General features: G+C 38.3%; 21 protein-coding genes. 15 read left to right on the top strand and 6 right to left on the bottom strand.

Annotated elements, in window-relative coordinates; genetic code table 11:
* The first annotated feature begins 64 nt into the window (after window positions 1-64).
* From MHH46_RS25225 to MHH46_RS25210, 4 genes are all read left to right on the top strand, one after another.
* The gene (locus tag MHH46_RS25225) at window positions 65-634 is read left to right on the top strand and encodes an RNA polymerase sigma factor (protein WP_036687464.1); all 570 of its coding nucleotides are present in this window, start codon (window positions 65-67) and stop codon (window positions 632-634) included.
* A gap of 684 nt (window positions 635-1,318) precedes the next feature.
* On the top strand, window positions 1,319-2,863 hold the full coding sequence (locus tag MHH46_RS25220; RefSeq protein WP_076130852.1) for a radical SAM/SPASM domain-containing protein: 1,545 nt from the start codon (window positions 1,319-1,321) through the stop codon (window positions 2,861-2,863).
* Window positions 2,864-2,932: 69 nt separating this feature from the next.
* Entirely contained in the window at window positions 2,933-3,121 is a 189-nt protein-coding gene (locus tag MHH46_RS25215) for a hypothetical protein (RefSeq protein ID WP_036687467.1), read from the top strand.
* A 331-nt stretch (window positions 3,122-3,452) separates the two neighbouring features.
* Window positions 3,453-5,306 (top strand): ABC transporter ATP-binding protein, encoded by a 1,854-nt coding sequence (locus tag MHH46_RS25210; RefSeq protein WP_036687469.1) that lies wholly within the window; start codon window positions 3,453-3,455, stop codon window positions 5,304-5,306.
* A gap of 226 nt (window positions 5,307-5,532) precedes the next feature.
* Here MHH46_RS25210 and MHH46_RS25205 read toward each other — a convergent pair whose 3' ends face one another.
* Entirely contained in the window at window positions 5,533-5,886 is a 354-nt protein-coding gene (locus MHH46_RS25205; RefSeq protein WP_051491512.1) for a BlaI/MecI/CopY family transcriptional regulator, read from the bottom strand.
* A gap of 404 nt (window positions 5,887-6,290) precedes the next feature.
* On the opposite strand from MHH46_RS25205, the gene MHH46_RS25200 reads away from it, so the two are divergent.
* The 6 genes from MHH46_RS25200 (at window position 6,291) to MHH46_RS25175 (ending at window position 12,385) form a co-directional block, all read left to right on the top strand.
* Window positions 6,291-7,226 (top strand): D-alanyl-D-alanine carboxypeptidase family protein, encoded by a 936-nt coding sequence (locus MHH46_RS25200; protein WP_036687470.1) that lies wholly within the window; start codon window positions 6,291-6,293, stop codon window positions 7,224-7,226.
* Window positions 7,227-7,269: 43 nt separating this feature from the next.
* Window positions 7,270-7,938 (top strand): hypothetical protein, encoded by a 669-nt coding sequence (locus MHH46_RS25195; RefSeq protein ID WP_036687472.1) that lies wholly within the window; start codon window positions 7,270-7,272, stop codon window positions 7,936-7,938.
* Entirely contained in the window at window positions 7,928-8,791 is an 864-nt protein-coding gene (locus MHH46_RS25190; protein WP_036687473.1) for an ABC transporter ATP-binding protein, read from the top strand. Before MHH46_RS25195 ends, MHH46_RS25190 begins: the two co-directional genes overlap by 11 nt.
* Complete coding sequence (locus MHH46_RS25185) at window positions 8,784-9,992, top strand: ABC transporter permease (protein ID WP_036687475.1); 1,209 nt, start codon at window positions 8,784-8,786, stop codon at window positions 9,990-9,992. Before MHH46_RS25190 ends, MHH46_RS25185 begins: the two co-directional genes overlap by 8 nt.
* A gap of 81 nt (window positions 9,993-10,073) precedes the next feature.
* Window positions 10,074-11,156 carry a hypothetical protein gene (locus MHH46_RS25180; RefSeq protein ID WP_339188213.1) on the top strand — a complete coding sequence of 361 codons (1,083 nt, stop codon included), beginning with the start codon at window positions 10,074-10,076 and terminating at the stop codon, window positions 11,154-11,156.
* A gap of 74 nt (window positions 11,157-11,230) precedes the next feature.
* The gene (locus MHH46_RS25175) at window positions 11,231-12,385 is read left to right on the top strand and encodes a hypothetical protein (RefSeq protein WP_036687478.1); all 1,155 of its coding nucleotides are present in this window, start codon (window positions 11,231-11,233) and stop codon (window positions 12,383-12,385) included.
* A gap of 207 nt (window positions 12,386-12,592) precedes the next feature.
* Here MHH46_RS25175 and MHH46_RS25170 read toward each other — a convergent pair whose 3' ends face one another.
* On the bottom strand, window positions 12,593-12,934 hold the full coding sequence (locus tag MHH46_RS25170) for a ParA family protein (RefSeq protein ID WP_076130415.1): 342 nt from the start codon (window positions 12,932-12,934) through the stop codon (window positions 12,593-12,595).
* 652 nt (window positions 12,935-13,586) lie between these two features.
* Here MHH46_RS25170 and MHH46_RS25165 point away from each other — a divergent pair.
* From MHH46_RS25165 to MHH46_RS25155, 3 genes are read left to right on the top strand one after another with little or no spacing between them, the layout of a single operon-like run.
* The gene (locus MHH46_RS25165; protein ID WP_076130414.1) at window positions 13,587-15,572 is read left to right on the top strand and encodes an AraC family transcriptional regulator; all 1,986 of its coding nucleotides are present in this window, start codon (window positions 13,587-13,589) and stop codon (window positions 15,570-15,572) included.
* Complete coding sequence (locus tag MHH46_RS25160; RefSeq protein ID WP_080742574.1) at window positions 15,559-16,608, top strand: iron ABC transporter permease; 1,050 nt, start codon at window positions 15,559-15,561, stop codon at window positions 16,606-16,608. Before MHH46_RS25165 ends, MHH46_RS25160 begins: the two co-directional genes overlap by 14 nt.
* Window positions 16,605-17,612: an iron ABC transporter permease gene (locus tag MHH46_RS25155; RefSeq protein WP_076130413.1), complete on the top strand. Its 1,008-nt coding sequence runs from the start codon at window positions 16,605-16,607 to the stop codon at window positions 17,610-17,612. The genes MHH46_RS25160 and MHH46_RS25155 overlap by 4 nt, the downstream gene beginning before the upstream one ends.
* A gap of 277 nt (window positions 17,613-17,889) precedes the next feature.
* Here the strand turns inward: MHH46_RS25155 and MHH46_RS25150 are convergent, their stop codons facing one another.
* On the bottom strand, window positions 17,890-19,170 hold the full coding sequence (locus MHH46_RS25150; protein ID WP_076193191.1) for a sensor histidine kinase: 1,281 nt from the start codon (window positions 19,168-19,170) through the stop codon (window positions 17,890-17,892).
* Window positions 19,163-19,900, bottom strand: a complete 738-nt coding sequence (locus MHH46_RS25145; protein ID WP_076193193.1) for a LytTR family DNA-binding domain-containing protein — start codon at window positions 19,898-19,900, stop codon at window positions 19,163-19,165. The genes MHH46_RS25150 and MHH46_RS25145 overlap by 8 nt, the downstream gene beginning before the upstream one ends.
* 177 nt (window positions 19,901-20,077) lie before the next feature.
* Here MHH46_RS25145 and MHH46_RS25140 point away from each other — a divergent pair, with 177 nt between their 5' ends.
* The gene (locus tag MHH46_RS25140; RefSeq protein ID WP_076193195.1) at window positions 20,078-20,998 is read left to right on the top strand and encodes an ABC transporter ATP-binding protein; all 921 of its coding nucleotides are present in this window, start codon (window positions 20,078-20,080) and stop codon (window positions 20,996-20,998) included.
* Window positions 20,995-21,777 (top strand): hypothetical protein, encoded by a 783-nt coding sequence (locus MHH46_RS25135; protein ID WP_076193197.1) that lies wholly within the window; start codon window positions 20,995-20,997, stop codon window positions 21,775-21,777. The genes MHH46_RS25140 and MHH46_RS25135 overlap by 4 nt, the downstream gene beginning before the upstream one ends.
* A 210-nt stretch (window positions 21,778-21,987) precedes the next feature.
* Here MHH46_RS25135 and MHH46_RS25130 read toward each other — a convergent pair whose 3' ends face one another.
* Window positions 21,988-22,896, bottom strand: coding sequence for an aldo/keto reductase family oxidoreductase (locus MHH46_RS25130; protein WP_370510776.1), 909 nt, complete (start codon window positions 22,894-22,896; stop codon window positions 21,988-21,990).
* Window positions 22,897-23,070: 174 nt separating this feature from the next.
* A complete protein-coding gene (fabV, locus tag MHH46_RS25125) occupies window positions 23,071-24,261 on the bottom strand; it encodes an enoyl-ACP reductase FabV (protein WP_076193199.1) in 1,191 nt (396 codons plus the stop codon).
* Window positions 24,262-24,518 lie beyond the last annotated feature (257 nt).

Genomic DNA, 24,518 nt, shown 5'->3' with positions numbered 1-24,518 from the left:
CATAATAAGGTGGATAAACTATTATTATGTATTATAATGTAAATTAAAGGGAGTGAGAATATTCATGTTCTTCACCATCCTATCTACTGTAGAAGTTAACGAGGATGTTGTATTTCTAACAGAGCTATACGATAGGTATTATCCTATTATGAAAAAGAAGGCTTATGAGATCTTGCAGGACTATGATGTTGTTGATGATATGATACAGGAGTCCTTCGTCAGACTAATCAGTAAAGCCGCATTATTGCGTTCCCTAGACCTGCATAAACAAGTATCCTATCTGGTCCATACCGTACATAATACTAGTATTAATCATGCGAAGCAGCGCAAAAGACATCTGAATCATACCTCTTCAGGGATAACCGCTGACAGTATAGAGCAAATAGCCGACAAGCAGCCTAGCATCGAGGAGATGTATAGCCTCAAGGAGGATTACACAGAGATTGCCAAGATACTCAGTGAGTTATCAGAACGGGATCAGACTTTATTGTATAACAAGTACATTCTTGAATGGAGTGATCACAAGCTTGCTGCTTCTATGGATGTCCAAGCGGTGAATATTAGATCTTATTTGACCAGAGCCAGGCGCAGAGCAATGAAGCTGCTTCTTAAGAATGGCGGAAGTGGAGTATGAAGAAACATCTGAATAAGAAAAAAATAGAGGGGAATTACGAAGAAATCTTTATTTGCATGACCTTAGAGAGTAGAATATGCTGAACCTGCTGTACAGGAGAAGATAATAATACCCTTTATAGTATATCTCGGTGACATCTGTTTCGCTGACTATCGAGAGTGGGAGAACAATAAAGATTTATACGGATTATGATACTTCTATTACTCTCACCCTACAAAAGAGGTAAAACAGCAGCAATCAATGGTCTGATGTGAAGTCTTGGACCTAGTCTTTCTCGAGCATGGGCTCACATGCTTCGAACGGGTTTAACTATGTCAATTCCGGGAATACCTACCGGGTGGTACATATAACAAAATTTGTGGAAAATAGTACGGTTCTGGAGACAATAAACTCCTATTCGTATGAATTCAAGTATTAAGACTCCGATTCTAGCCTAGCAAAAAAGAGCAGCGCTTATGCTGCTCTTTTTTGATTTAGAGTGTTGCAGGTTTCTATGCGAAGTTGTCTATTAAAATATGGGGCTCGCTTTAGTCTTATCAAGTAGAGTTTTCGCCTACTAAACTTCATAACCTAGATGTGGTAAGACCGAAAGTAACATATTAAAAAATTAATGTGTTGATATTTTTTTAATATGTTACTATAATAATATTCAAGAGTTGTATTTTAATGGCAGGAGGTAATGAAATGGATCTATATAAAGATAACTTCGAAAACTTTTCAGAACTCTTTAATTACATCCAAGAATACAAAAAAGAAAAACCAGCACAAACAGCACTTTCCATAGGGAAGATATTCTCTGAACATAACTTTTACTACTTCTACGATAGTGGTACAAGTAAGGTTGTGATGCTTGACAATGATATAGCTCAGTTATTTGAATTGTTAATTTCCTCTAATAAAAGCTTAGATGAATTAAATCAATATATTTATGCTCACAACGTTAATGTAGATGAATTAATGACTTCAATTAATGAGGAGGATTTATTCAAAGGATTCAAAATTAAGCACTTATATAATGACATATCCCTAGAGTATATAAAAAATGAAATGAATACAGGGACAACGCAACTCATTTTAGAATTAACTGGAAAATGCAACATGCGTTGTCGCTATTGTATATACCATGATGGGTATCCTCACAATCGGGCGTTTACTTCAAAAAGAATGTCATCTGATACGGCGCTTAAATCTATTGATTACATGAAACTTTATGGGGATCAGCAGGAAGTTTCTATTACTTTTTACGGTGGAGAGCCTTTACTTGAATTCGAGCTATTAAAAGAAGTTATTGAATACTCGAAGGTTGCTTTAGCAGGAAGGACTATACAATTTTCTTTTACTACTAACTTGTCTGTATTAACCCCCAAAATGGCTGAATATTTTTCTACCGTTGACAATTTATCTATTCTTTGTAGCATTGATGGTCCCAAAGAAATACATGATATGTATCGAGTCTATAAGAATGGCTCAGGCTCATTTGATGACGTTTTCAAGAAATTCAAATTATTAAATAGTGTAGCTAGAAAAAATGGTAAGGAAATGCACATAAGTGCAAATGCGGTGTACATGCCTCCGTTTAGCGAAGAAAAGGTTTCTCAAATAGATGACTTTTTTACAAATTTAGATTTTACTCATGAAGATTTCCGATATCAATTAGGTTATGCCGGTCCTGGTACTGTGCCTGAAGAATTGCTTAAAAGCTCCGATTATAATGACCAATCGCTACGACAATGGCAGGATAAGCAAATCAGTATTACTAGCAATTTGGAAGAAATTAAAGAACAAACTATCTTTAATTCACTTGATAGAATTCATAAAAGAAGCGTAACAAAAAGAGCTACTAATTTTGTGCCAATGAACGGTTGTTGTGTTGTTGGATCCCGACGATTATTTGTTTCCGCAGATGGCGATTTTCTCGCATGTGAAAGGATAGGAAACAGTCCTTCAATAGGAAATATAAATCAAGGGATTATTGAGGAAAAGATTTATAAAAAATATGTTTATGAATTTTCCGAAGTTTGGGAAAATATTTGCTCTGATTGTTGGGCTGCTAAACTTTGTAGTAGTTGTTATGTAGACAGAATGGATTCTTCGGGAGTCAGGGAACCTGATCTTGCAGAGTGTGAATATTATAGAAGTACAACAGAACGTAGTTTAAGGAATTATCACAACTTACTTAGGACATCACCGGAACAATTAGCAATCTTTAACGAAGATGTTCTTTTATAACAATTAATTTCTCGGTTTAATTGTTCTCATTTAAACCTGGATAAATACATAATGAAAGGAGGTGAGAATATGCTGAAAATTATGAATCCATATCAACAGCAAGCTATTGACAATGAGAGCATAGCTTTTCGTGCGCCATGTGTGTGTAACTCTAAATTAGCGAACCAAGCAGCTACTAAGGTTTCAGGAACTGGTTGTCAATGCTCTTGCATCGGTTCTGTAAATGAAGCGGCTAACCAAGACGCAGCAAGAAACTAGTTTTACAAACCAGCAGTATGTGTAATTCTCAATTAACGAACTATTCAGTTAAATAAAATTTCAGAACCTGATTGTAATTGCTCTTGCGTCGGTTCTGTAAACAACGCGTATAACTCCGACGCGGCAAGAAATTGAGTTTCACAATACAACAGTGTCTTCGTCCAATACCGACGAAGACACTGTTGTATTCAAATCTAAGGTTGTTAGACTGGAGTTACTCTTCAGAAGGCTATGACCTATATTGAAATACAATATCCATACCACATTATTCTTCAGGGTTTAGTCACGTCCTTAGTACTTAGAACACAATTAATACTGGAGGATAATTGAGATGAAGAAATTCAACAATTTTAGACACTTTAGTAACTACTTTGCTATTATAAAAACTACTCTAAGCGTATTATTCGCCTCTTCCAAAAAATACTTCATATTAATTTTAGTTTTAAGTTCTGTTATGGCTTTACCTGATATCATAAACTTAATTGTATGGCAGCATATAATAGATCAAATAGGTTCTCTTTTAATAAATGACAACAAAGATTATATTATCATAATATATCTCTTTCTTCTTCATTTCATTATTGTACTAATAAAATTAATTATTAATAAAACTACAAATTATGTAAAGGAAATTTATACTGTATTAGTTGATAAGTATATAACAAATAAAACTATTGAAATTGTAGACAGCATGGAAATGCAAGATTTCGAAGATCCAAGACTACATAATGACATCCAAAAAACAAATGACGAGTCAACAGTGAGAAGTATAGGTATTTTGAATAACATTGTTGAGATTATCATGAATATGACTTTATTCGTTGGTACAATAAGTATATTGGCATCTTACCAGATAAGTATAGTGATTATCATCATACTATCAATAGTCCCAAGTACAATAATTAATTTAAAATCTATGTCAAAGTTATTTGAAGTATATGATAAACGATATGAAAAAACTAGGTACTATAGTTCTTTAAAGGATATGATAGTTACATATGAAAATTTCAAAGAAATGAAATTATTTTCCAACATATCTTTTATACAGAATATCATTAATAATATTTTTGAAAAGATAATTGAGCAAGATAAAAATGTAAAAAGAACTTTGACTATAAAATCTACAGTAGGTGATTCTATTCAACATTTACTGACCTATTTATTGAAAATAATTATAGTTGTTAATGGTATTATGAGTAAACTGTCAATCGGTGTGATCATAATGAGTATTGAAACTGCTACCAAGCTGCAAAATGCTTTGATCAATTTAATAAGCTGTGCTTTGACACTATATGAAAATTGTTTGTATTTATTGAGCTTTGAGAGGTTAAACAAAATAAATTCAATAAAAAGCGAGGAAGTTAGGGAGGATTTAATAAAGGATTTTGTCGTGGATTCAATTGAGTTTATAGGAGTTTATTTTAAATATCCAAGCTCATGTAACCATATATTAGAAGATATAAATTTGACATTAAAAAAGGGATTTGATTATGCAGTTGTCGGATATAACGGAAGTGGAAAAACTACGTTGATCAAGATCATTTTAGGGTTATATGCACCAACAAAAGGCGAGATATTAATCAATGGCATTAATAGAACTATGTACGACAAGAAAGCCTATTTTGAGAAAATGAGCGCGATGTTCCAGGATTTTGTGAAGTTTCCGCTTACAATAAGAGAAAATATTGGAATTTCAATGGTTGATAATATTAACAATATGCCAGTTATAATAGAAGCTTCCGTCTTAGGTCAAGCACATGATTTTATTAATGAATTAAATAGGAAATTTGATACAAATTTATTGATTGGATGGGAAAATAGTGAGGATATTTCAACAGGACAATGGCAAAGACTTGCTATCTCAAGAAGTTTCGTCCGGGAAGCAGACGTTATGGTATTTGATGAACCAACAGCAGCTTTAGATGCTAAGACAGAAAGTGAAGTCTTTGAAAATATGGTAAATAAAAAAACAGAGAGGATTAATATAATTATTACTCATAGATTCACTAATATAAAAAATATTGATCAAATAATTGTAATACACGAAGGAAAAGTAGACGCTGTGGGTGATCATGATTTTCTGATTAGCAATAATAAAATATATGCGGAGCTGTATGACATTCAAGCAGACAACTATAAAGGATTCATTAAAGAGCCTGCTCTTGCAGGTGAGTTGTTGAAATAATATAAAGAGCTCAAAGCAGTAATCAGTGCTTGACAAAGTGTCCAAAAGGTGAAAATGGAAAAACATCTGATACTCCTGTATTGTTGTAATTCTCGAAGAAGGAATAAACAGATGTCTATATAATATATCAACAAAATGCTTGACATACTTAATTTTTCAGTTTTCATACTCGTCCTATATGAATTTTATCTTTAACTACGGTGAGATTAAACTTGGATTTATATAACTACTTCAATTCTTTTAAACAATCTAACTCATTATTTTCTTTAAAATGTTCTACAAAGTTCGATACTGAAAAATTCTTAGCATTTATTTTTAAAATTTGCAACTGATATGCAGCATATTGTTCTGCACTTATAACAGGCTTATAACTTCTTGTTAGTACGGTGCCACTATATACAATGTCAGAAATTTCAATATATTCCTTTTTCAATAAATTCCGAACCGCTGCTTGAACGGTATTAATACCCAATCCATCCCCTTTATCTGCGATGGCTGATGCGGTTAAATTTCCGCCATCTCGCCAAAAAACCAATAACACATCTTGTTCTTTTTGACTGATTCTAGGCAGTTTTTTCATTTCATTCACCTTTCATATAGTAGGTTGTGTTTATTATAATTGCTAAATTGCAATATATCAATCTTAAAATAGTGACATCATATTTTTTTATTCTTAAAATTTACTGGTTTGTTATTGGAGCATATTAAGGGATATATGAGTGATTTACAAAGAAAGAATCAACGTTAGGCAATACCAACATTGCAGTAAAATATTTAGATGATATTTTTTTGATGTCACTATTTATTTGAAACATTTTATATATAACGCTCGGTTGAAGTTCGTGTACGGCTGGATACTAATGAAGTAGAGAAGAATAGTAAAGCACAAACCATTTATTTAAGAAAAATTTAAGATCTACACACCTAGATTTTTAAGGTATTGAATCTATACTTTGTACCAAGAAGAATAGGGAGAAAATGGAAATGGAGAAAGGTGAACGTAGCAAGCTAAAGAACAGGAAACCCAAGTTAGTAAGAATATCAGTATTCACAATTGTTCTTCTCGGAGTGCTAATAGGAACAGCAAGTAAACTGAATTTAGATTCACAAAAGGTCTTGCCATTCTTTGGACAGAACACTTATGCCAGTCCATATATTTATGTCTATGACAGAGAGTCTGATCAAGCCATTTACGAAGAAAGTGCGGGAGCCAAGGTTTATCCTGCTTCACTGACAAAAATTATGACCGCAATTGTCACCCTTGAGCATGTTGATGACTTATCTGTAATCGCGCCGGTAGACCGGAGAACGTTCGGTGAGCTTCTTGCAAGTAACTCTTCTATGGCCGGATTTCGCGAAGATGAGGAGGTTACCTACCAAGACTTGTTATATGGGACGCTTCTCACTTCTGGTGGTGAAGCGGCAAACACTTTAGCTGTCCATGTTGCGGGAAGTGTGGAAAATTTTGTTTTGATGATGAATGATAAAGCCGCTGAATTCAGCTTAAATGGTACACATTTCACTAGTCCTGAGGGCCTTCATGATGACAATCAGTATACAACCGCTTCAGACGTGGGAAAGCTTTTGGATTATGCATTAGCGAACGAGGATTTTAAAAAGATGTTTACTCAAGAGACATACCTGACGACATCAACAACAGACCATCCAGAAGGGATTCAGTTAGAATCGACGGTACTGAAGTACCTTAATGAAGATCAGCAAATCGGCTTCAAAATTATTGGAGGTAAATCGGGAACTACATCTGCTGCTGGACAATGTTGGGCAACACTTGGGTTAGTGAATAACCGTGAGTATATAATCATCGTCATGGGGGCGCCATTAAAGGACATTAGTCATCCAGATCAGGCTCAGATTAGGGATACTTTAAATTTATACGGAAAATTAAGTCAGTTGAAATAAACGATAAAATGTAGAATTACATATTAAAAATGGAGGTGTCTTAGTGAAAAAAATCTTAATGTTTGTATTAACTATAACCATTTTGATTGGAGGAAGCCTCTACTTCCAAAATCAAAGCAGCTACTCAGAATATGCAAGCATACAGGATGATAAAACCATCTCAGAGGATTTAATTACCTTAGATAATAATCCGAAGGATGTAAAGTCAGAGAATAAGAATCCGGGCAATGAGGAATCTCCAAAGGATGCAACGCTAGATGATAAAAGGACTTTTGAGGATATTGCTTTGGACAAACGTCTTGATGAAGGGAGGAAAAAAAATGAAAGAACTTATCGGGAGCAAGGAAGAAAAGAGTCTTCAATTAGGCCAACAATAGAAGTTCCATCTCTTTCTATCGAGGATATAACAGGCATCTACAAAACAGTTGATGCATACATGAGAGAAAATTCAGATCGGTTTCCCGAACCAGCGGACAATGGCACTAGGGGAAACACTGATGATCCGAGAATCCAAAATATTCTATACAAGGAAGAAAAAACAGGTATCATAGCAGGATTCGAAAATGAAAATCTGTTCGCATGGGAAGTGAAAAAGCTGGACGGAGAATATACCAACCTCCTGTTAGGTAGAAAGTCTACGGGAGAAGAATGGCAAGTTCTCTCGGAAGGAGACGTATATCAATTGAGAGAGGAAATTAGCGATGGAAATTAAAGCGGAGAATTTAACAAGAACATTTGGAATGAAACGGGCAATCAGTGAACTAAATTTTACATTGCCTGAAGGTGTGTATGGGCTTTTGGGAGATAATGGGGCAGGGAAAAGCACCTTGATGAGAATTCTTGTGGCAATTGACCATCAAACTAGTGGTAAGGTTACCTTTAACGGCAAGGATATCTTCCATATGAACGACGACTACCGGAATCTTGTGGGATATATTCCCCAGGACTTCGAGGTTTATTCCGCGTTTACAGCAACAGAATATCTGGAATATATGGGAGCACTGAAGGGGTTGTCAAAAAAAGAACTGAAGCACAAAGTTCCAGAGGTATTACAGTTTGTCAACCTGGAGAATGTTGCTAATAAAAAGGTCAAAACCTTTTCCGGAGGGATGAAAAGGCGGGTGGGCATTGCCCAAGCCATTATTAACGATCCGAAGATATTAATTTTTGACGAGCCCACCGCTGGGCTTGACCCCCATGAGCGAATCCGTTTTTCAAACATCATAAGCGAAATGGGACAGGACAAGATCATCTTGTTTTCTACCCACATTATTTCGGATATCGAAGCAATTACCACCAATGTGATCATCCTAAATCAGGGGAAAATTAAAGAGCAAGGTAATGTGCAAAAGATGTTATCCGGGATTAAAGGAAAAGTATTTACTGAGGAGATGGACAGAGAGCGACTGGCCTCCTTTAAAAAGGAGCACCTGATCGTACGGATCCGGCAGGAAGAAAACGTTGTTAATGTCCGTTACTTGGGAGAAAAGGAATCAGGCGCAATCGTATGCGAGCCCACGCTGGAAGATTACTACATCTACTTAGGGAGTGGGAGCCATGCGTAATTTCATTCCATTAGAACTGAAAAAAATATTAAATAAAAATACAGTAATTATCAGCCTACTCTTTCTCACTATTATTCTGATCCCCTGGATTCAAACCGCCAAGAGTATAGATGTCTTGGATGATGAGGGAACCATACATAGCGGTCTTGGAGGCTGGAAAATTTTAAGGGAGCGCACGGTTGAGGGCACGATGACGACGGATTATTTATTACAAATGAAACAAAACTACGAAAACAGCGTGGACAAACCTTATATTGAAGGCGAAGTAGATACAGATCGCAAGTTGGGAAAAAGATTAACTTTTCCTCACGATGCGCTGAACTGGGAACTGAACTTTCCATATATAAAGTACCGTGTTCTCGATAACAGCTTAAATTTAACGGATGAGCAACTCTCCAATTTTTATGTAGATTGGAAGGGCAGTTTTACCGAATATTTATCCACTGAACAAAATCTATTTCCTTATACAGAGAAACAAATCGAAATCATATCCCAGAAAATGCAAAAAGTACCCACCCCATTTTTATTCAAATACGATAGTGGCTGGGAGTACCTGAAAATAGGTTTATTAAATACGATCTACCTTTTCTTTATGTTCTTGGCCTTTATCCTATGCGAGGGATTCTCCAAAAACAGCAGCAAAGGAATTGACAAGGTGACCTTATCCACCAAGGAGAGCAGGAGGAGGCTGCTCAGCTACAAGCTTGGTGCCGCTTGTGTGTTTTCTACGATAGCCTATTTTGTGTATATTGCGATCATACTGCTGTTTATTACCGCAGTGTATACGCTGCACGGCTGGGACTCTTCGGTTCAAATCGGAACAGTTACATTTTATTCTATGAATCAGCTTCAAGAGGGGTTACTCTATATTTCCATGGGATACTTTTCCACACTTGTCGTGACGCATCTTATCCTGTTTTTGTCCGTGGTTTTTAAAAGAGGGAAACTGGTATTAGCACTTTCACTGATTTATTTTTATCTCGTAAATACTTATCAGATGGGGAGGGGGGCGCTGACTGAAAAAGTGATGGTCTTCATGCCTCAGAACTTTATCAATAATCTTATAGGCATAGAGAAATTATATTTTGTGGGTAATACTGTATTTCCTTATGTTTTTGTCGCCCTGTTTCTGGGTACTGTGTACATTCTCTTATCTCGAATCGGTATCTCTATATGGATGAGAAGATATTATTTACAGTAGAGGAAGGTAGGTGAAATCATGAGCTATTTATCAAAAGTAAACAGAAGTAAAATCCTAAACATAAACATATTCGGTTTTTTGTTGGCATTGTTTCTGATACTTACCTTTTACAACTTAGACACCATCAAAACAGGTTATTTAAATCAGGCAAGATATGAGGTAACAGATGGGACGGAATACCGGTATTTCTATCAACCGGAGGTATTGGATGAAGTTGAGATTAATAAAATTTTGGAAAAATACAGAGAACTTAGCCTACCAGAAGACAGGAATAAAGCGGATGTTGCAGATTTGCCAGCCTTGGATATGCTTATCCAAGTGTATGGCTGGAACTGGACTGGAATACGGGATGTCTCAGCAGAACAATTTTATCAGGACAGGGCAGACATCATCAAAAGTGCACAGAAGGAAGCGGGGAGTTCTAGGGAAGGAATCAGCAACGGGAATTTTGCAGCGGCTTCTCTCTCCGAACCTATCCGGATGGGTTATGCCGAGGGATGGAAGAACGTTAACTCAGGGATGAGCCAGTGTGTTTTTATTGTCCTGGTTCTCATTTCCATTCTACTGGTCCCAATTTTTAATGAAGACGAGACCTTGGGCGTGGACGGACTGGTCAAATCCACGAGGTTTGGAAAACGTAAGCTGAGTAGGATACGGATTATCAACGCCTTCCAGCTCTCTTTATTGCTTTATCTGACGGCGGTAGCGATTTACATTACGCCTATATTCTTTATGTACGGTTTACAAGGAGCGGATTTGCCTATACAAAGTAGTCCACAATTTTTTTTATCAATGGTTGCGGTGAATTATTTCGAGCAGTTTTTAATCAACCTGGTTATTGGATATGTGGCAATCTCACTGATGACAGGGATTACTTTATTGATCAGCGTATTAGTCACACAGATTTATACTGGCTACGCCCTGTTACTATTCACCATAGCCATATCTTACGCCATTCAGATGAGCGAGGTATTCTTTCTGAAACATTATGTGGGCAATTTTCTGCCCATGCAGATAGCCAAGTTCAATAGCTATTACACAAGTTTTGAACCCTATGGAGGTATTTCTAGAATTATTGCCGTTCCTTCCATTACTGTTGCAGTTTTATTTATACTCCTACTATTTTTGCCAAGATGGATTAATAAAATGAGGTTTACTTCTTAGATTGAGCATTACGCATAAAGTTAAAACACATCAAGGATAAAAAAATGAAGTGAAGTTCGGAAAGAAGGTAGATGATGTATTCATTTTTTATTTTATGCGAAGCTGGATCAGAAAAAGATGGTATTAGCAACAACGGTTTAGCTCACGTTCTAGAGCACTTTGTTATACTGGCGATGCTCAAAGATTTTTTCACAGAGAAAGAAAGTAATTTGAGAGGACAAACAAGTTACTGCTATTGCTTATATAGTTGGAGCAATGCGAAGTACCAAGTAGGTTTAAACCTTATCTTTGAATTTGAAAACTATGTGGGGAGGATATTAGATAATAAAAATGAATATTATGACTTAATGTTAATGGCCATTAGAGAGGTCGAGGAAGAAATACTATCGAAACACAATGAGGTGGCAAAGATCAATGTAATGATTCATTTTTTAAATAAAGATATTGTTTCTCGACCAATAGGCCTACTTGAGGACGTAAAAAGTTTGAACGTTGACCAATTATTTGAGACTTTAAGTAGTATTTATGTAGCAGGAAATTTAAGATATTTCATTTTTAATCATGAAAAAAATGAGTTTGTTATTTCTGACTTGCCTCAAAAAACAAAGCGAAGAGGTTGTGTGGAAAAGCAAGAATTCCATGACAAAGAACTGGAACGGATAGCATCTAATTTATATATAGATGTACAAATATTTAAATTATTTTGTAATAGTGATAAAAAAGTTGCACTTTCTAGTACTTATTTTTCTAAGATTTTTAACAAAGAACAAACGATTCTCAATGAATTGTACTTGATAAGTATTTGCAAATTATTAGATAAAGCTTATGGTGTCAAAAATAACTGTAAATTTGAAATTATATTTTTTAGTAATGAGGACTCTACTAGAATTTACTATATATTTGAATTAACGAGCAGCAATGATATTTACGAGACTCCAAATAAGATAACCATAGATGTGGAACAGATAATAAATTTCATGCTTGAAAGTGTAAATTTCCACGAGTTAAAAGAGGAGTTAAGGATAAATGTATACAGTAATAGATTTAGTCCAATAAGTCGAAGTGAATGCGAAGCAGAGATATTGAATAAAGTTTACTTTAATAATTTTCAAGTAATAAAAGATTATGAAGATTTTGCTGATATTTTACGGAATGTTACGATTGATAAATTCAAAGGATTCTTGTATTTTGCGTTAGGGGAGATAGATGACTTAATTATTTTTGAATAACGTAAAAGACAGGCCGACAGTTTTCCTCGCTTTGGAGTCTAGAGTCCATTTTCATTGATCAAAATAAACTTGCCGGACGACTGACTTCTATGATACACCACACTTTCACTAGACGAATGGTTTCATTATATAAATTGGTACGGGTGTCGCACCTGGTCATCAAGTCGCCCTCAATGCGAATATGTGGATTGATTCGCTTCTTTACCTTCACAATGATCTGAGCAGTTGAGTGCTACCAAAGCATTGATATTGAGTAAGCCAAGTGTTGCTAGGAATCAGGTCAATGTTACCTTGAGAATGAATGCACTCATCGGGCGATGGAAGCGGTTCGTCCGTCATCATCGCGTTCTTGATGTTGAACATAGAGTAAGGGAGTTTATCAGGTTGTTCGATACCAAAGTACATCGTTAGATTCCCTTGAGGATCAAAATCAATCAGTAATATCTTTTTTCCTTCATTATATAAGGCGTAAGCCAGGTTATAAGCGGTGGTGGTTTTACCTGTACTGCCTTTTTGATTAGCGATAGTGTTTAATGTTGTTTTTCTCATATCAATTCCCCTCCCTGAAGCCAAAGCTTCGATATTATCTGTCAATGATAGGGAGCGGGCTGATCTGTTATAGTTCTCTCCGAGTTCTCTCATTTGTGCAAAAGCGACTACTATTTGAGAAGATTCTCGGAAGCCTTGCGGCGTTTAAATCTAACGAAAGAACCCGCAAAAAACTTGATCTTACAAGGATTTTCGCGGGCTTTAGATTCCTTTTCTTTGACTTAGTTTCTGCTATCTTCCCGATAGCATGAGCGACTCAAAATCGAGAGGGAAACCGTGGAGGTTCGAGTCCTCTCACCGGTACCAACTAAATCAACTCAAAGTTCATTAGATACTATATCTGATGAACTTTTTTGTTTGTTTTTTTACAATTCCGTTCATGCCTGTGCCGGAAAACTTTTGATACATCCTTCAAGTGTGAATAAGAAATTGTACTTAGTTGTACTGAGGAAGATTAATGTAAGCGGATATGTGAATGAGATAGAGGCATTCCTGAGGAAGCTCCATTTCGAAAGCTATAAGCAATCATGATACTAAACAGCGATTGACAAAATAGAGGAACTACCTAATACTAATTGATAATCATTATCATTTATTGTGAAATATAATTAATTCAAATAGATTGTGGAGCAGATCGGAGTGTATTGCAAAGATGAGGCTGGAAGATCATATTTTCGCATGGAATTATGCCGCTGTTAAAGTACTTGATATTCGACATGCTGTGATGAAGCCTGGGGACAAGCTGCAAGGCTATGTATTACCAGCATGTGGATTTATCTACTGTGTGCGGGGTACGGCCAGCTTGAATCTCAACGGCATAGATTACGAGGCAGACCGTCACTTTATTGTGCATGGTGGCAAGGGCATGAGACTAAGTATAGAGACAGGGAAGTTGTTTGAGTACTATTTATTATTCTATAGAGCCTCCTTGCCAGGAAGAAAGGATTTAGCAAGACTTTTAGAACGCAGCAATCCATTTCGGATGCAGTATAGCTTCGAGTCTTTGGAGCCATTACCACTGCACTATCAACTAATGGCAATGGAACAACTTTGGGCACAAGGAAGCCAATTGGAAAGAATTCAAGTTAAAGGCTTGTTCTATCAGTTTATACATGAATTATTAAAGCAGTTTACAAAGGATGGAATTAACCTCAGGCAACCGGATGTCATTGGGCAGGTTGTCCGTTATATTGAGGAGCATTATCGTCATAATTTATCACTAGAATCTATAGCGGAGCAATTTAATTATAGCCCTCGTCATTTATCAACCCGCTTTAAAGGGGAGACAGGGTTTAGCTTGATTGAATATTTGATACGATTCCGGCTTAAACATGCAGAAGAGCTATTACGATGTACCGATGCTCCACTTCGCGATATTGCAGAAGAAGTTGGATATAACGATGTATATTACTTCAGTCGCATGTTCAGTAAATACAATGGTCAATCTCCCATCCGGTTCCGCAAGGAAAGCAGGCAGGTGAGCTCATCGGACAATCGTCCATTTACCACCGCCAAATTCTCCATTGGCGAGCACATATCCTCCCGATATAATGTTATTGAGTATGATAATCATTATCATTACTATTACCATAATGAAATAACCGGAGGGTCTTCACCTATGAGATTAACAAAGACGTCAAGTTTTATTGTAGCGATGCTGCTTAGCTTTACCTTGCTATTAAGTGCATGTGGATCTGCAAGTGTTGGTTCTAATGTCACAAATTCTAATGGATCCAAAGCTTCTGAAGTTACATCATCACCAGCAAATAATTCAACTGCAGCTGACAATGCCAATAAGGAGACTCAGACAAGAACTATCTCTACAATAAAGGGAGATATTGTTGTTCCAGCTAATCCAAAGAGGGTTGTCGTGTTATACCTTCAAGGGGATCTTGTGGCCCTCGGCATTAAGCCAGTAGGGACTTCGAGTGTCTTTGAAGGAGCGGCCTTTGCAGAAGAGCTTGGGGGGATTGAAGATCTAGGTTCATGGTATGAGCCTAATCCAGAGGCTATTATGGCAGTAAAGCCGGACTTGATCATAGCTGCTTCTGAAGAAACTTACGAAATCCTTAAGGATATTGCACCGACCGTTCCAATTCCTTATGAAAAAATGGCGACGGATGAACGTGTAATGAAGATTGGCGAGGTATTTGGCAAGGAGCAGGAGGCACAAGCTCTATTAGATAATTTCCACGAGAAGTTGGAGAAGAGCAAGCAGCAGCTTGATGAACTTGGAATTTTGGATAAGACAGTAACCATTATCGAAGGCGGCAAAAAAGAGATGGCGGTGATCGATAGCAAGCTTTATGGAAGGGGCTCTCAGATCATTTATGAATATTTAGGGCTAAAAGCACCAGAGATTCTTCAGAAAAAGATTGATGGCAGAGAGAAGGCTACTGGAGGGTTTGTTTCCTTAGAGGTGTTACCTGAGTATATAGGAGACTTCGTGTTCCGCTCTGTATGGGATGGGGCTGATGATTTGTCAGACAATCCAATTTGGAACAGCATTCCAGCAATCAAAGAAGGTAGATTGATCGAAATCGGGTTTGATTTTTCATATTATTCCGATATCTACTCTCTTGATAAGCAGCTAGATTTTGTAGTTGAGAAGCTAGTGTCAGCGTATGAAAAAAAATAGAAAGCTAGATGATAGAACAACCGTTATCCCTGATTTAAGAGGGAAATCGTATTTCGGTCTGTTTCTACTCCTAGGGATACTGCTGCTGCTACTTTCAGTAGCAGCTTCTATCTCATTTGGCTCTGCTTCCATGAGCCTGAAAATGGCATGGACAGCGATTTTTAATTTTGATCCTGAACTGACCGAGCATCAGATTATTCATGCCCTTCGAATTCCGCGTACAGCAGCTGATATTATTGCAGGTATGTGTCTCGCGGTAGCAGGAGCGGTTATGCAGGGCTATACGCGAAATCCCTTAGCAGATTCCGGATTAATGGGAGTAAATGCAGGAGCAGCTCTTGCAATGGCCGTTACACTGGTTTTTCTTCCAGGGCAACTGCAGACAACAACCTTGCTGGTTAGCTTTATTGGCGCAGGACTTGGAGCAGGATTAACGTATCTTGCCGCTTCATTGAATCGTTCAGGAATGACACCTCAACGACTGGTGCTAGCTGGAATATCAATTACAATGCTATTTGGAGCTGTGGGGTCATTTATCTCATTAAACTATGGAATTGGTCGTGCCCTTGCTTATTGGACTTCGGGTAGTGTGGCTGGAGCAACATGGGTGGAAATTAGGCTAGTTATACCTTGGTTCTTAGGTGGACTGGCTTTGTCACTATTCATTGCACGCTCTATCACTGTTTTAAACTTGGGGGAAGAGATTGCGAAAGGCTTCGGGCAACGGATCGTTCTCGTTAAGATGATAGCTACGCTTGCGGTCCTTTTACTAGCGGGTGTAGCTGTTGCACTTGTAGGGCCAATCGGCTTTGTAGGGTTGATTATTCCGCATATTATGCGTTTTTTTGTAGGGGTAGATTATCGTTATATTATTCCGGCATCAGCCATTTACGGCGGCGCACTTATGGTTGTAGCGGATATCGCAGGAAGGCTGATTAATCGTCCGGCAGAGACAGCACTGGGCATTATTTTTGCAATGATTGGTGTTCCTTTCTTCTTGCTAATTGCGAGCAAAGAGAGGAGAGCCTTCAAATGAATGTTGTTAAATCGCATAAGGCTACAATATGGATTCTATCTCTTTTAATACTGCTTATTGCAGGAGCTATTCTTAGTCTTAATATGGGAAAGGTGTCCCTCAATCCACTTGAAGTATTTCAAGTATTGCTTGGACAAGGTCCAGAGGAGCATAATCTCGTTGTTTATAAGTTTCGTCTTCCTCGGATCGTATTAGCGATACTTGTTGGATTTGGGATGGCACTGGCAGGTGCAGTTATGCAGGCTTTGCTGCGCAATGATCTGGCTGATCCCGGCATGCTTGGTATTAGCTCAGGTTCAGGTCTTATGGTGTTGCTGATTATCTCAACGGTAAGCATTCAAGGCGCCGCTATAACATTATTACTGCCGTCTATGGCATTCTTAGGTGGTCTGCTGGCAGCAGCTCTGATCTATGTTCTAGCCTATAGAAAACGTCGTATGATTTCTTCTACACGACTTGTCTTGACTGGTGTTGCGATCAATATGGGGTTTAGTGCGCTGTCGCTATTCCTGACCTTAAAGCTTGATGACCAGAAGTATGAGTTTGCGCAGCGTTGGCAAGCAGGATATTTATGGGGGGACAAGTGGTCTTATATCAGCTTGTTGGCACCTTGGGTATTGCTGCTATTCGTATATATTCTTTTTAATTTCAGGACATTGAACGTCTTGGTGCTAGGCAACCAAATTTCGATAGGATTAGGAGTCGCTGTAAAGAAGAAATTTTTGCGCTTGGCGATTGCGGCTGTAGGCATAGCTTCTGGCTGTGTAGCGCTCGGGGGCTCGATCTTCTTTATTGGATTGATTAGTCCGCATGTGGCTCGCAAGCTGGTAGGTCACGACTACAAAGTGCTTCTACCTACTTCAGCGCTTATTGGTGCGCTATTGCTGCTTGTAGCGGATACGATTGCTCGAACGGTCAGCTTTAAGTCAGATATTCCCGCAGGAATTATTGTAACAATGCTGAGTGTGCCTTACTTCCTATATCTATTGATGCGTTCAAAATAAATATCGATAGGTTCCATTCCTCTCACCGGTATACTAAAAAGGTCTATAAAATTGCTTAATAAGCGATTTTATAGACCTTTTTCATTTTCAGAGCTTATTAAATTCCAGAAAAGTTTGATAAATATAAAAAAATCCCCTTTCTCCTATCTTTAATAGAAAGGAAGGACTGTTCCCTATCTCGTTAATTGATCAAGATACCGGTGTGGCAGGAACTATATATCTTACCAGTAAAGATGAAGGAATCACTTGGGTTTATGATGAAGCTTATGATAAGCTTCTAAATCCTTTTTTTACAGGGGACCATAAAAAGAACAATTTCGACTTGAAATAGATTATTGTTATATGAAATATCTACTAAGCCATTACTATCCTCTACGACCTTCTGGATACTTTTTAAGCCTATACCATGACCGGATTTATTAGTTTTTGTGGAGCAGATGTCGCCAAAACGATTCGTATGAATTTCATTCACATAAGGATTCTGAATCCGGATGAACAAGCTTTCATTAAGATAATGCATATGTATGGTGATATAGCACTCTTCATTTCTTTTATCGCAACAAGCTTCAATGGCATTGTCCAGTGCATTTCCTAAAATCACACTGATAACTGTGGTGTCGAGCGTCAGCTGTACAGGGATGTTCAAGTCTAACTTGAAGGGGATCTGATGCTTCTCAGCGACCTGCTGCTTGTAGTTGATAATGGAATCAATAATCGTATTCCCGCTATTGCTAACGCCTATTGGATTGTCTATTTGCCCCAGTAAGTTGTCCAACTCATTTAGATTGGCAGCTTCACCGGATTGTACCTTTGCGCGTAAACCTATGAGAATATTTTTAATATCATGCTGGAACTTAAAAGATTCTTCCTGTATTTCTTTTGTCAAAAGATATTGATTTACATAGTAAGCATTTTGTTGCTCAAGTAAATAACTTTGGTTCTGCGCAGATTGGATAACTAACATACGGTCACATAAGATAAATATCAATAAATTTATAATGAGTAGTCCTGTGGACAGGATTGGAACAAGGGTAGGGAAGGACTGCATATAAAGGCTGGATGCGAAGCTGTAGATCCCTAGTGTGCTTATAGAAGGGCAAATAAATAATAGAACCCAATACCATTTAGATAACCCGCCATTTCCAAAGGCTTTAGCTACGCGCACGGATACAAAAGCTAATATAAACATCAGCAGCTTGGAAAGAAACTGGTTCAGAATATATCCCTTTGTCGAGTAAAATAGGGGTAGTGATAACTCACTAAGCGTAATAAGCGCAACCAGAAAAAGAGCGGCAACGATCCGCCATTTGATATTTCCATTGTAAAAAAAAGATAAGAGAGCAATCAGGCCAATATTGAGTGTGAGTAGGATTGAGCCTGGCAGTGAGCTATAGTGCAGAAAGACAATACAGAGGAAATATAGAGAGTACACGATAACAAGATTGGCTTTGGTGGTAAGTCGGCTAACGAAACAATGGCTGTAGAAGTAATGAATGATGATAGGTAAAAGTGGAAGCGTTACTAGATAAAATAACTCCTCCAGAAAGATATTATCCAACAAGACTCCCCCTGAATTTCAGATATTTTTTCTTAAAATCGGCACTGTATTTTGCACTAATGGGTAAGGCTTCGCCATTAAGGAGAATTACTCCCTGGTTACTGATTTCTTTAATAAAGTAAAAGTTAACGATGTAGGATTGATGGATTCGGACAAAATCGCTCACAGGAAGCTTCTGCTCTTCCTCGTTTAGTGTACTGTAGTAGTCGAGTTGATCGTTGCAGGAATAAAGAATAATTCTCCGCCGGTTGCTTTCCAGATAGATGATATTTCGATAGGGGATTAGAATTTCTTTTCCTTTTTGCTGTAGTGATAAGAAGTTTTTTTTGCCTTGCTGGAGCTTGCGAATTACTTTTTCAATCGTAGAAATCAGTTTTTGCTTAAATATCTCTGAATCGATAGGTTTCTTGATAAATCCCGAGGGCTGAACATCGAAGAGTTGCAGATGATATTCATCATGACTAGAGACATAGATAAGCTGCACTAGATCATTTTCATCATTTCCCCGCAGTACATACCCAGCTTTTATTCCATCCATATCCGCCATTTCAATGTCCATAAAAATAATATCAAACGCGCAGGCCTCTTGAATGGCCTTAGTGAAGCTTTCTCCGGAATAAAAGATCGACACCTCTATTTTCCTTGTGAAATTCCTTTGAGTCTCCAGAATAAGTCTCTCTATTAATTCAGTAGTGGGAAAGTCATCATCACAGACAGCAATACGTATCACTTTATCATTCCTTTCGACAAGAATTGTCCAAAATATCCGGGAATTTGTCGACCATATAAGTCACATTATACAAATCCTTCTTAATAATTACATTAACTAACTTGATTGTTACAGTTTGAATGTAGTGTCCACGGCAACATGTTAGGATATGGAAAAGTGAAAAGAGGAGTGTTTGATTTGACTCAAACGATCTTTGAGGCCAGAGGTTTAAGCAAACAATACGGAGAGTCTTTTGCGCTTCAGGATGTCTATATGACGATTGGGGCAGGAGATATTTATGGGTTTGTTGGCGAAAATGGGGCAGGTAAAACTACATTAATGAAAATAATAGGCGGATTGGTACATCCGACACATGGCGAAATCTCTCTTTTTGAAAAAAAGGACAAAAAAGCTGTTCACGAGGCGAGGCGAAAGGTTGGATTTCTAATTGAAAGGCCAGCGCTTTATCCTAATCTAAATGCGAAGCAAAATCTTACGTTTTATTGCCGTGCGTTTGGGATTAAGGATAAGAGCAGAATTGCGGAAGTATTGCAGGCAGTTTCTCTGGCAGATGCCGGTTCTAAGCTAACCTCAGAATACTCCCTTGGGATGAAACAACGTTTAGGTCTGGCTATTGCTCTACTTAACGATCCCAAATTTCTGGTATTGGACGAGCCTATTAATGGTCTTGATCCGTCAGGCATTGTAGAAGTGCGAAAGATCCTGGAGAAGCTATCCAAAGAGCAAGGAGTGACTATACTAATATCCAGTCATATTTTAAGTGAGTTGCAGCTACTTGCGACCCAATACGGTTTTATTCATAAAGGAAGGTTAATCAAAGAAGCTTCTGCGGAGGAACTCTTACATACGGCGGAAACAAAGATCTGTATTCGAACGGCTGATCCCGCAGCGACACTTCAGATTTTGAAAAGTGAACTCCAACTAGAAACCATTACGATCAGCGAAGCTGGAGAAATTCAAATTCCTAAAGAGAGTACAAATCTGGAAGAGCTGATGTCTTTTTTTCTACAGCGGGGCATCCATATTGAAGGGATTAACCTGTCGGCTCCAAATCTTGAGAACTATTATATGGATCTAATTGCTGGAGGTAACGAATGAGTAATTTTCTTAAGGCTGAAGCTTATTATGTAACCAAGGATCCCATGTTCAAGGGGATAAGTCTTCTTTTGCTGTTTGGAAGTGCCTTATTACTGGTTTGGATGGGGGTACAAGTAGGATTTGATATAGACAGTCCTTTAGAGCCTTTAATCACTAGCATTCAGTTATCTTTTTTTCTGTATTTTATCATCCCGATTTACGTTTGTTTTTTTGCTACCGAGGGATTTGAGTATGGGTCGGTTCAAACCATTATCGCTTCGGGTCAGAGCAGGTCATTATATTTACTGGGAAAATATCTGACCGAATTAAAAGTTGTATTATGGTGGGTAATTCAATTTTTTGGTCTTTTTTATGTATTGTATATGCTGGCAGCGCTTGTTACGGGTTCCCATATCGGAAATGAAAGCTTAGAGGGGAAGTTTATCGTTGCTATGGGGGCTATTGGATTCAATATTTTGTATCTCGCAGCTTATTCCGCTGTCGTGCTGTTGTTAGGAGTATTGATGAAAAAATCGGCTACCGCTGTTATTGCCACGTTTGTTTTTGTATTTGGCGATTTTCTGCTCAGTGGTTATCTTAAAGACTCATCATATGTATATCTGCGAATGGTTTCTGAAAATACGCTAACGACGCAAATTTTTAAATTCTCTGCTGTAAATTCACATGAAATATATACCCTAAACGAGGGTGTTCGTATGATCCTAATCCCTGTTGTAATCATAGGAGTTTGCTTGAGCGTTGCTTTAATTTCTTTTGAAAAGAGAGATGTGCATCTATAGAGAGGAAGGATGTATTATGAAAAAGGATAACAAAAGAACAACTATGATCTTAAGTATTTCGGTAGTAGTTATTATTTTTTGTGTTCTTTTTGTGAGTATACGAATATCTTGACGCTGTCTATCTAGTTTTACTAGAACGTGAGGATTGAATCGCTCTCTGGTAAAAAAGCCACGGCGTACGTTAATAACGTACCTCGTGGCTTTAGGTGTTTATGGAAGGACATTGCCGGCAGCACGGTAGATTTCATACCATTCTTGCCGAGTGAGAGTAATATCGGAAGCTTTGGCAATATCACGCAAGCGCTGCGTATTAGTTGTGCCAACGACAGGCTGCATATTTGCCGGATGTCTGAGAATCCATGCGATGGCAATCGCTGTATTGGTTACGTCTTTTTCAGCTGCTAAGCGGTTAATGACCTCGTTCAATTCAGGGAACTTATCGTTATCTAAGAATACGCCTTCAAAGAAGCCATATTGGAAAGGCGACCAAGGCTGAATGGTCATGTCATGCAGGCGACTGTACTCCAAAATCCCGCCATCATGAACAACTGAACCGGAGTTAGTCATATTCACATTGAAACCTGTATCAATCATGCCAGTGACCATAATGCTCAATTGCAGCTGGTTGAACAGCAGCGGTTGCTTTACACTTTTTTTAAGCAGCTCGATTTGCAACGGGTTCTGATTGCTGACACCAAAGTGTTTGACCATACCTTTGCTTTCCAGAATATCAAAAGCCTCAGCGACTTCTTCTGGCTCGAACAGCGTATCAGGCCGGTGAAGCAGTAGGACGTCGATATAGTCTGTTTTCAAGCGCTTAAGGCTGCCTTCTACGGATTGCAGGATATGTTCCTTGGAGAAATCAAAAAAACCGTTGCGGATTCCGCATTTGGTTTGGATCATCATTTTATCACGCATACCCGGATTGTTCTCCAGTACACCTGCGAATACTTCTTCGGCTTTGCCAGCTGCGTAGATGTCGGCGTGGTCAAAAAAGTCTATTCCGAGCTCGAGGGCACTATGTACATGTGTATCTGCTTCTTTTGCAGATAAATCAGCAATCCGCATACAGCCAAGCGAAATTTGTGACACCTCAAGTGCGCCGTTTGCTACACTAATTTTTTTAACCAAAAGTGACTCACTCCTTCGAATGTTAGTAGAACATGCAGTATTCAATCAAACCATATCATAAAGAGGGGAGGTAAGCCAATGTCTATCTAAAAGAGAAAGAGGTTATCTCGTCAGTAGAATTCACTACTTCAGAGACAACCTCATTTGTCTATAGATCAGTTATTAATACATATTTGGAATGTCGACATTAGGATCAATGTCAGCTTCGTAGTCTACACCCTCTGTTCTAAAACCAAACAGGTTAAAGAAATCTTGGCGGTAGCCTTCAAGATCAGCAAGCTCACCTGCATTGTCGGTTGTCAGCTCGTCCCAACGTTTCATAACCTCAGTCTGAACATCCTCACGCATTTCCCAGTCATCAATTCGGATCAAGCAGCCTCCGTCAGCAGTAGCTTCGCCCCCACTGTAAAGATGCTCAGAGAATAAACGGTACATTTGTTCAATACAGTTCTCGTGCAGCCCTTTTTCCTTCATTACTTCATACAATGCAGAGATATAAAGAGGGACTACAGGAATCGCGGAGCTGGATTGGGTTACCAGAGCTTTGTTCACGGAAACAAAAGCACGTCCACCTTGAGTGGACAGGCGATCATTCAGTTGGATCGCTGTTTGTTCCAGATCATGTTTGGCTTGACCAATCGTTCCGTCGCGATAGATAGGGTGAGTGATTTCAGGCCCGATATAGGAGTAAGCAACGGTTGTAGCTCCATCGGCAAGCACGCCAGCTGCTTGAAGCTGATCGATCCACATTCTCCAATCTTCGCCGCCCATAACTGCGATGGTCTGACGTACTTCCTCTTCTGAAGCAGGCTCAATAGTGGTCATGGAAACTTCACCTGTGTGGAAGTTCAAGGTTTTGTTCGAATAAGCGGTTCCCACCGGTTTAATGACGGAGGAGAAGGTTTCTCCTGTTACCGGATGAGTGCGGCGTGGTGAAGCGACACTATAGACAACTAAATCAACTGTGCCATATTCAGCTTTAATCAATTCAATGGTCTTCTCTTTGATAGCATCGGAGAAGGCATCGCCAACTATGCTGTGAGATTTAAGTCCAAGCTGCGCTGCTTGTTGTTCAAAAGCTGCGGAGTTGTACCAGCCAGCAGAAGCTGTACGTTGACCTTCAGCAGCTTTATCAAAGAAAACACCAATAGTGTTGGCGCCAGCACCGAAAGCGGCTGAAATTCTGGAAGCTAGTCCGTATCCGGTAGAAGCGCCAATGACTAGTACATTAGCAGGTCCCTCAATATTCTTTTGTGCTTTTACATATTCAATTTGTTGTTGTATTTGTTTGGCGCATCCCTCTGGATGGGCTGTTGTACATATAAATCCGCGAGTTTTAGGTTGAATAATCATCAAGGAATTCCCCTTTTTATAAAAATTAAAGTCCAATGTTACTTCAGAGAAAGTATAGCAAACAATATTTACTAATACAAAGAATTTAGGATATTGGAGAAGAATGATTGCTCTCCACTACGATCGACTGCCATCCGCTGCCGCTTACGGACCCAGATGACGTTATATGCAAATTTATCGCCTTTTCAGCAGGGTTTCGGACCCCAGAGACGTTATTGCTTAGAAAAAGGTTCATATTAGGTGTATTTTGTGCCAAT

This window comes from Paenibacillus sp. FSL H8-0175 (genome assembly GCF_045040615.1).
Classification (GTDB): Bacteria; Bacillota; Bacilli; order Paenibacillales; family Paenibacillaceae; genus Paenibacillus_AQ; species Paenibacillus_AQ odorifer.
This window is presented reverse-complemented; position numbering and strand designations above follow the sequence as displayed.

Bases quoted from the DNA above. Each gene is read 5' to 3' on its own strand.
- MHH46_RS25175 (WP_036687478.1), top strand. From the start codon at position 11,231: ATGTATTCATTTTTTATTTTATGCGAAGCTGGATCAGAAAAAGATGGT.
- MHH46_RS25135 (WP_076193197.1), top strand. From the start codon at position 20,995: ATGAGTAATTTTCTTAAGGCTGAAGCTTATTATGTAACCAAGGATCCC.
- MHH46_RS25215 (WP_036687467.1), top strand. From the start codon at position 2,933: ATGCTGAAAATTATGAATCCATATCAACAGCAAGCTATTGACAATGAG.
- MHH46_RS25160 (WP_080742574.1), top strand. From the start codon at position 15,559: ATGAAAAAAAATAGAAAGCTAGATGATAGAACAACCGTTATCCCTGAT.
- MHH46_RS25165 (WP_076130414.1), top strand. From the start codon at position 13,587: ATGAGGCTGGAAGATCATATTTTCGCATGGAATTATGCCGCTGTTAAA.
- MHH46_RS25220 (WP_076130852.1), top strand. From the start codon at position 1,319: ATGGATCTATATAAAGATAACTTCGAAAACTTTTCAGAACTCTTTAAT.
- fabV (WP_076193199.1), bottom strand. From the start codon at position 24,261: ATGATTATTCAACCTAAAACTCGCGGATTTATATGTACAACAGCCCAT.
- MHH46_RS25225 (WP_036687464.1), top strand. From the start codon at position 65: ATGTTCTTCACCATCCTATCTACTGTAGAAGTTAACGAGGATGTTGTA.
- MHH46_RS25170 (WP_076130415.1), bottom strand. From the start codon at position 12,934: ATGAGAAAAACAACATTAAACACTATCGCTAATCAAAAAGGCAGTACA.
- MHH46_RS25210 (WP_036687469.1), top strand. From the start codon at position 3,453: ATGAAGAAATTCAACAATTTTAGACACTTTAGTAACTACTTTGCTATT.
- MHH46_RS25200 (WP_036687470.1), top strand. From the start codon at position 6,291: ATGGAGAAAGGTGAACGTAGCAAGCTAAAGAACAGGAAACCCAAGTTA.
- MHH46_RS25155 (WP_076130413.1), top strand. From the start codon at position 16,605: ATGAATGTTGTTAAATCGCATAAGGCTACAATATGGATTCTATCTCTT.
- MHH46_RS25190 (WP_036687473.1), top strand. From the start codon at position 7,928: ATGGAAATTAAAGCGGAGAATTTAACAAGAACATTTGGAATGAAACGG.
- MHH46_RS25205 (WP_051491512.1), bottom strand. From the start codon at position 5,886: ATGAAAAAACTGCCTAGAATCAGTCAAAAAGAACAAGATGTGTTATTG.
- MHH46_RS25185 (WP_036687475.1), top strand. From the start codon at position 8,784: ATGCGTAATTTCATTCCATTAGAACTGAAAAAAATATTAAATAAAAAT.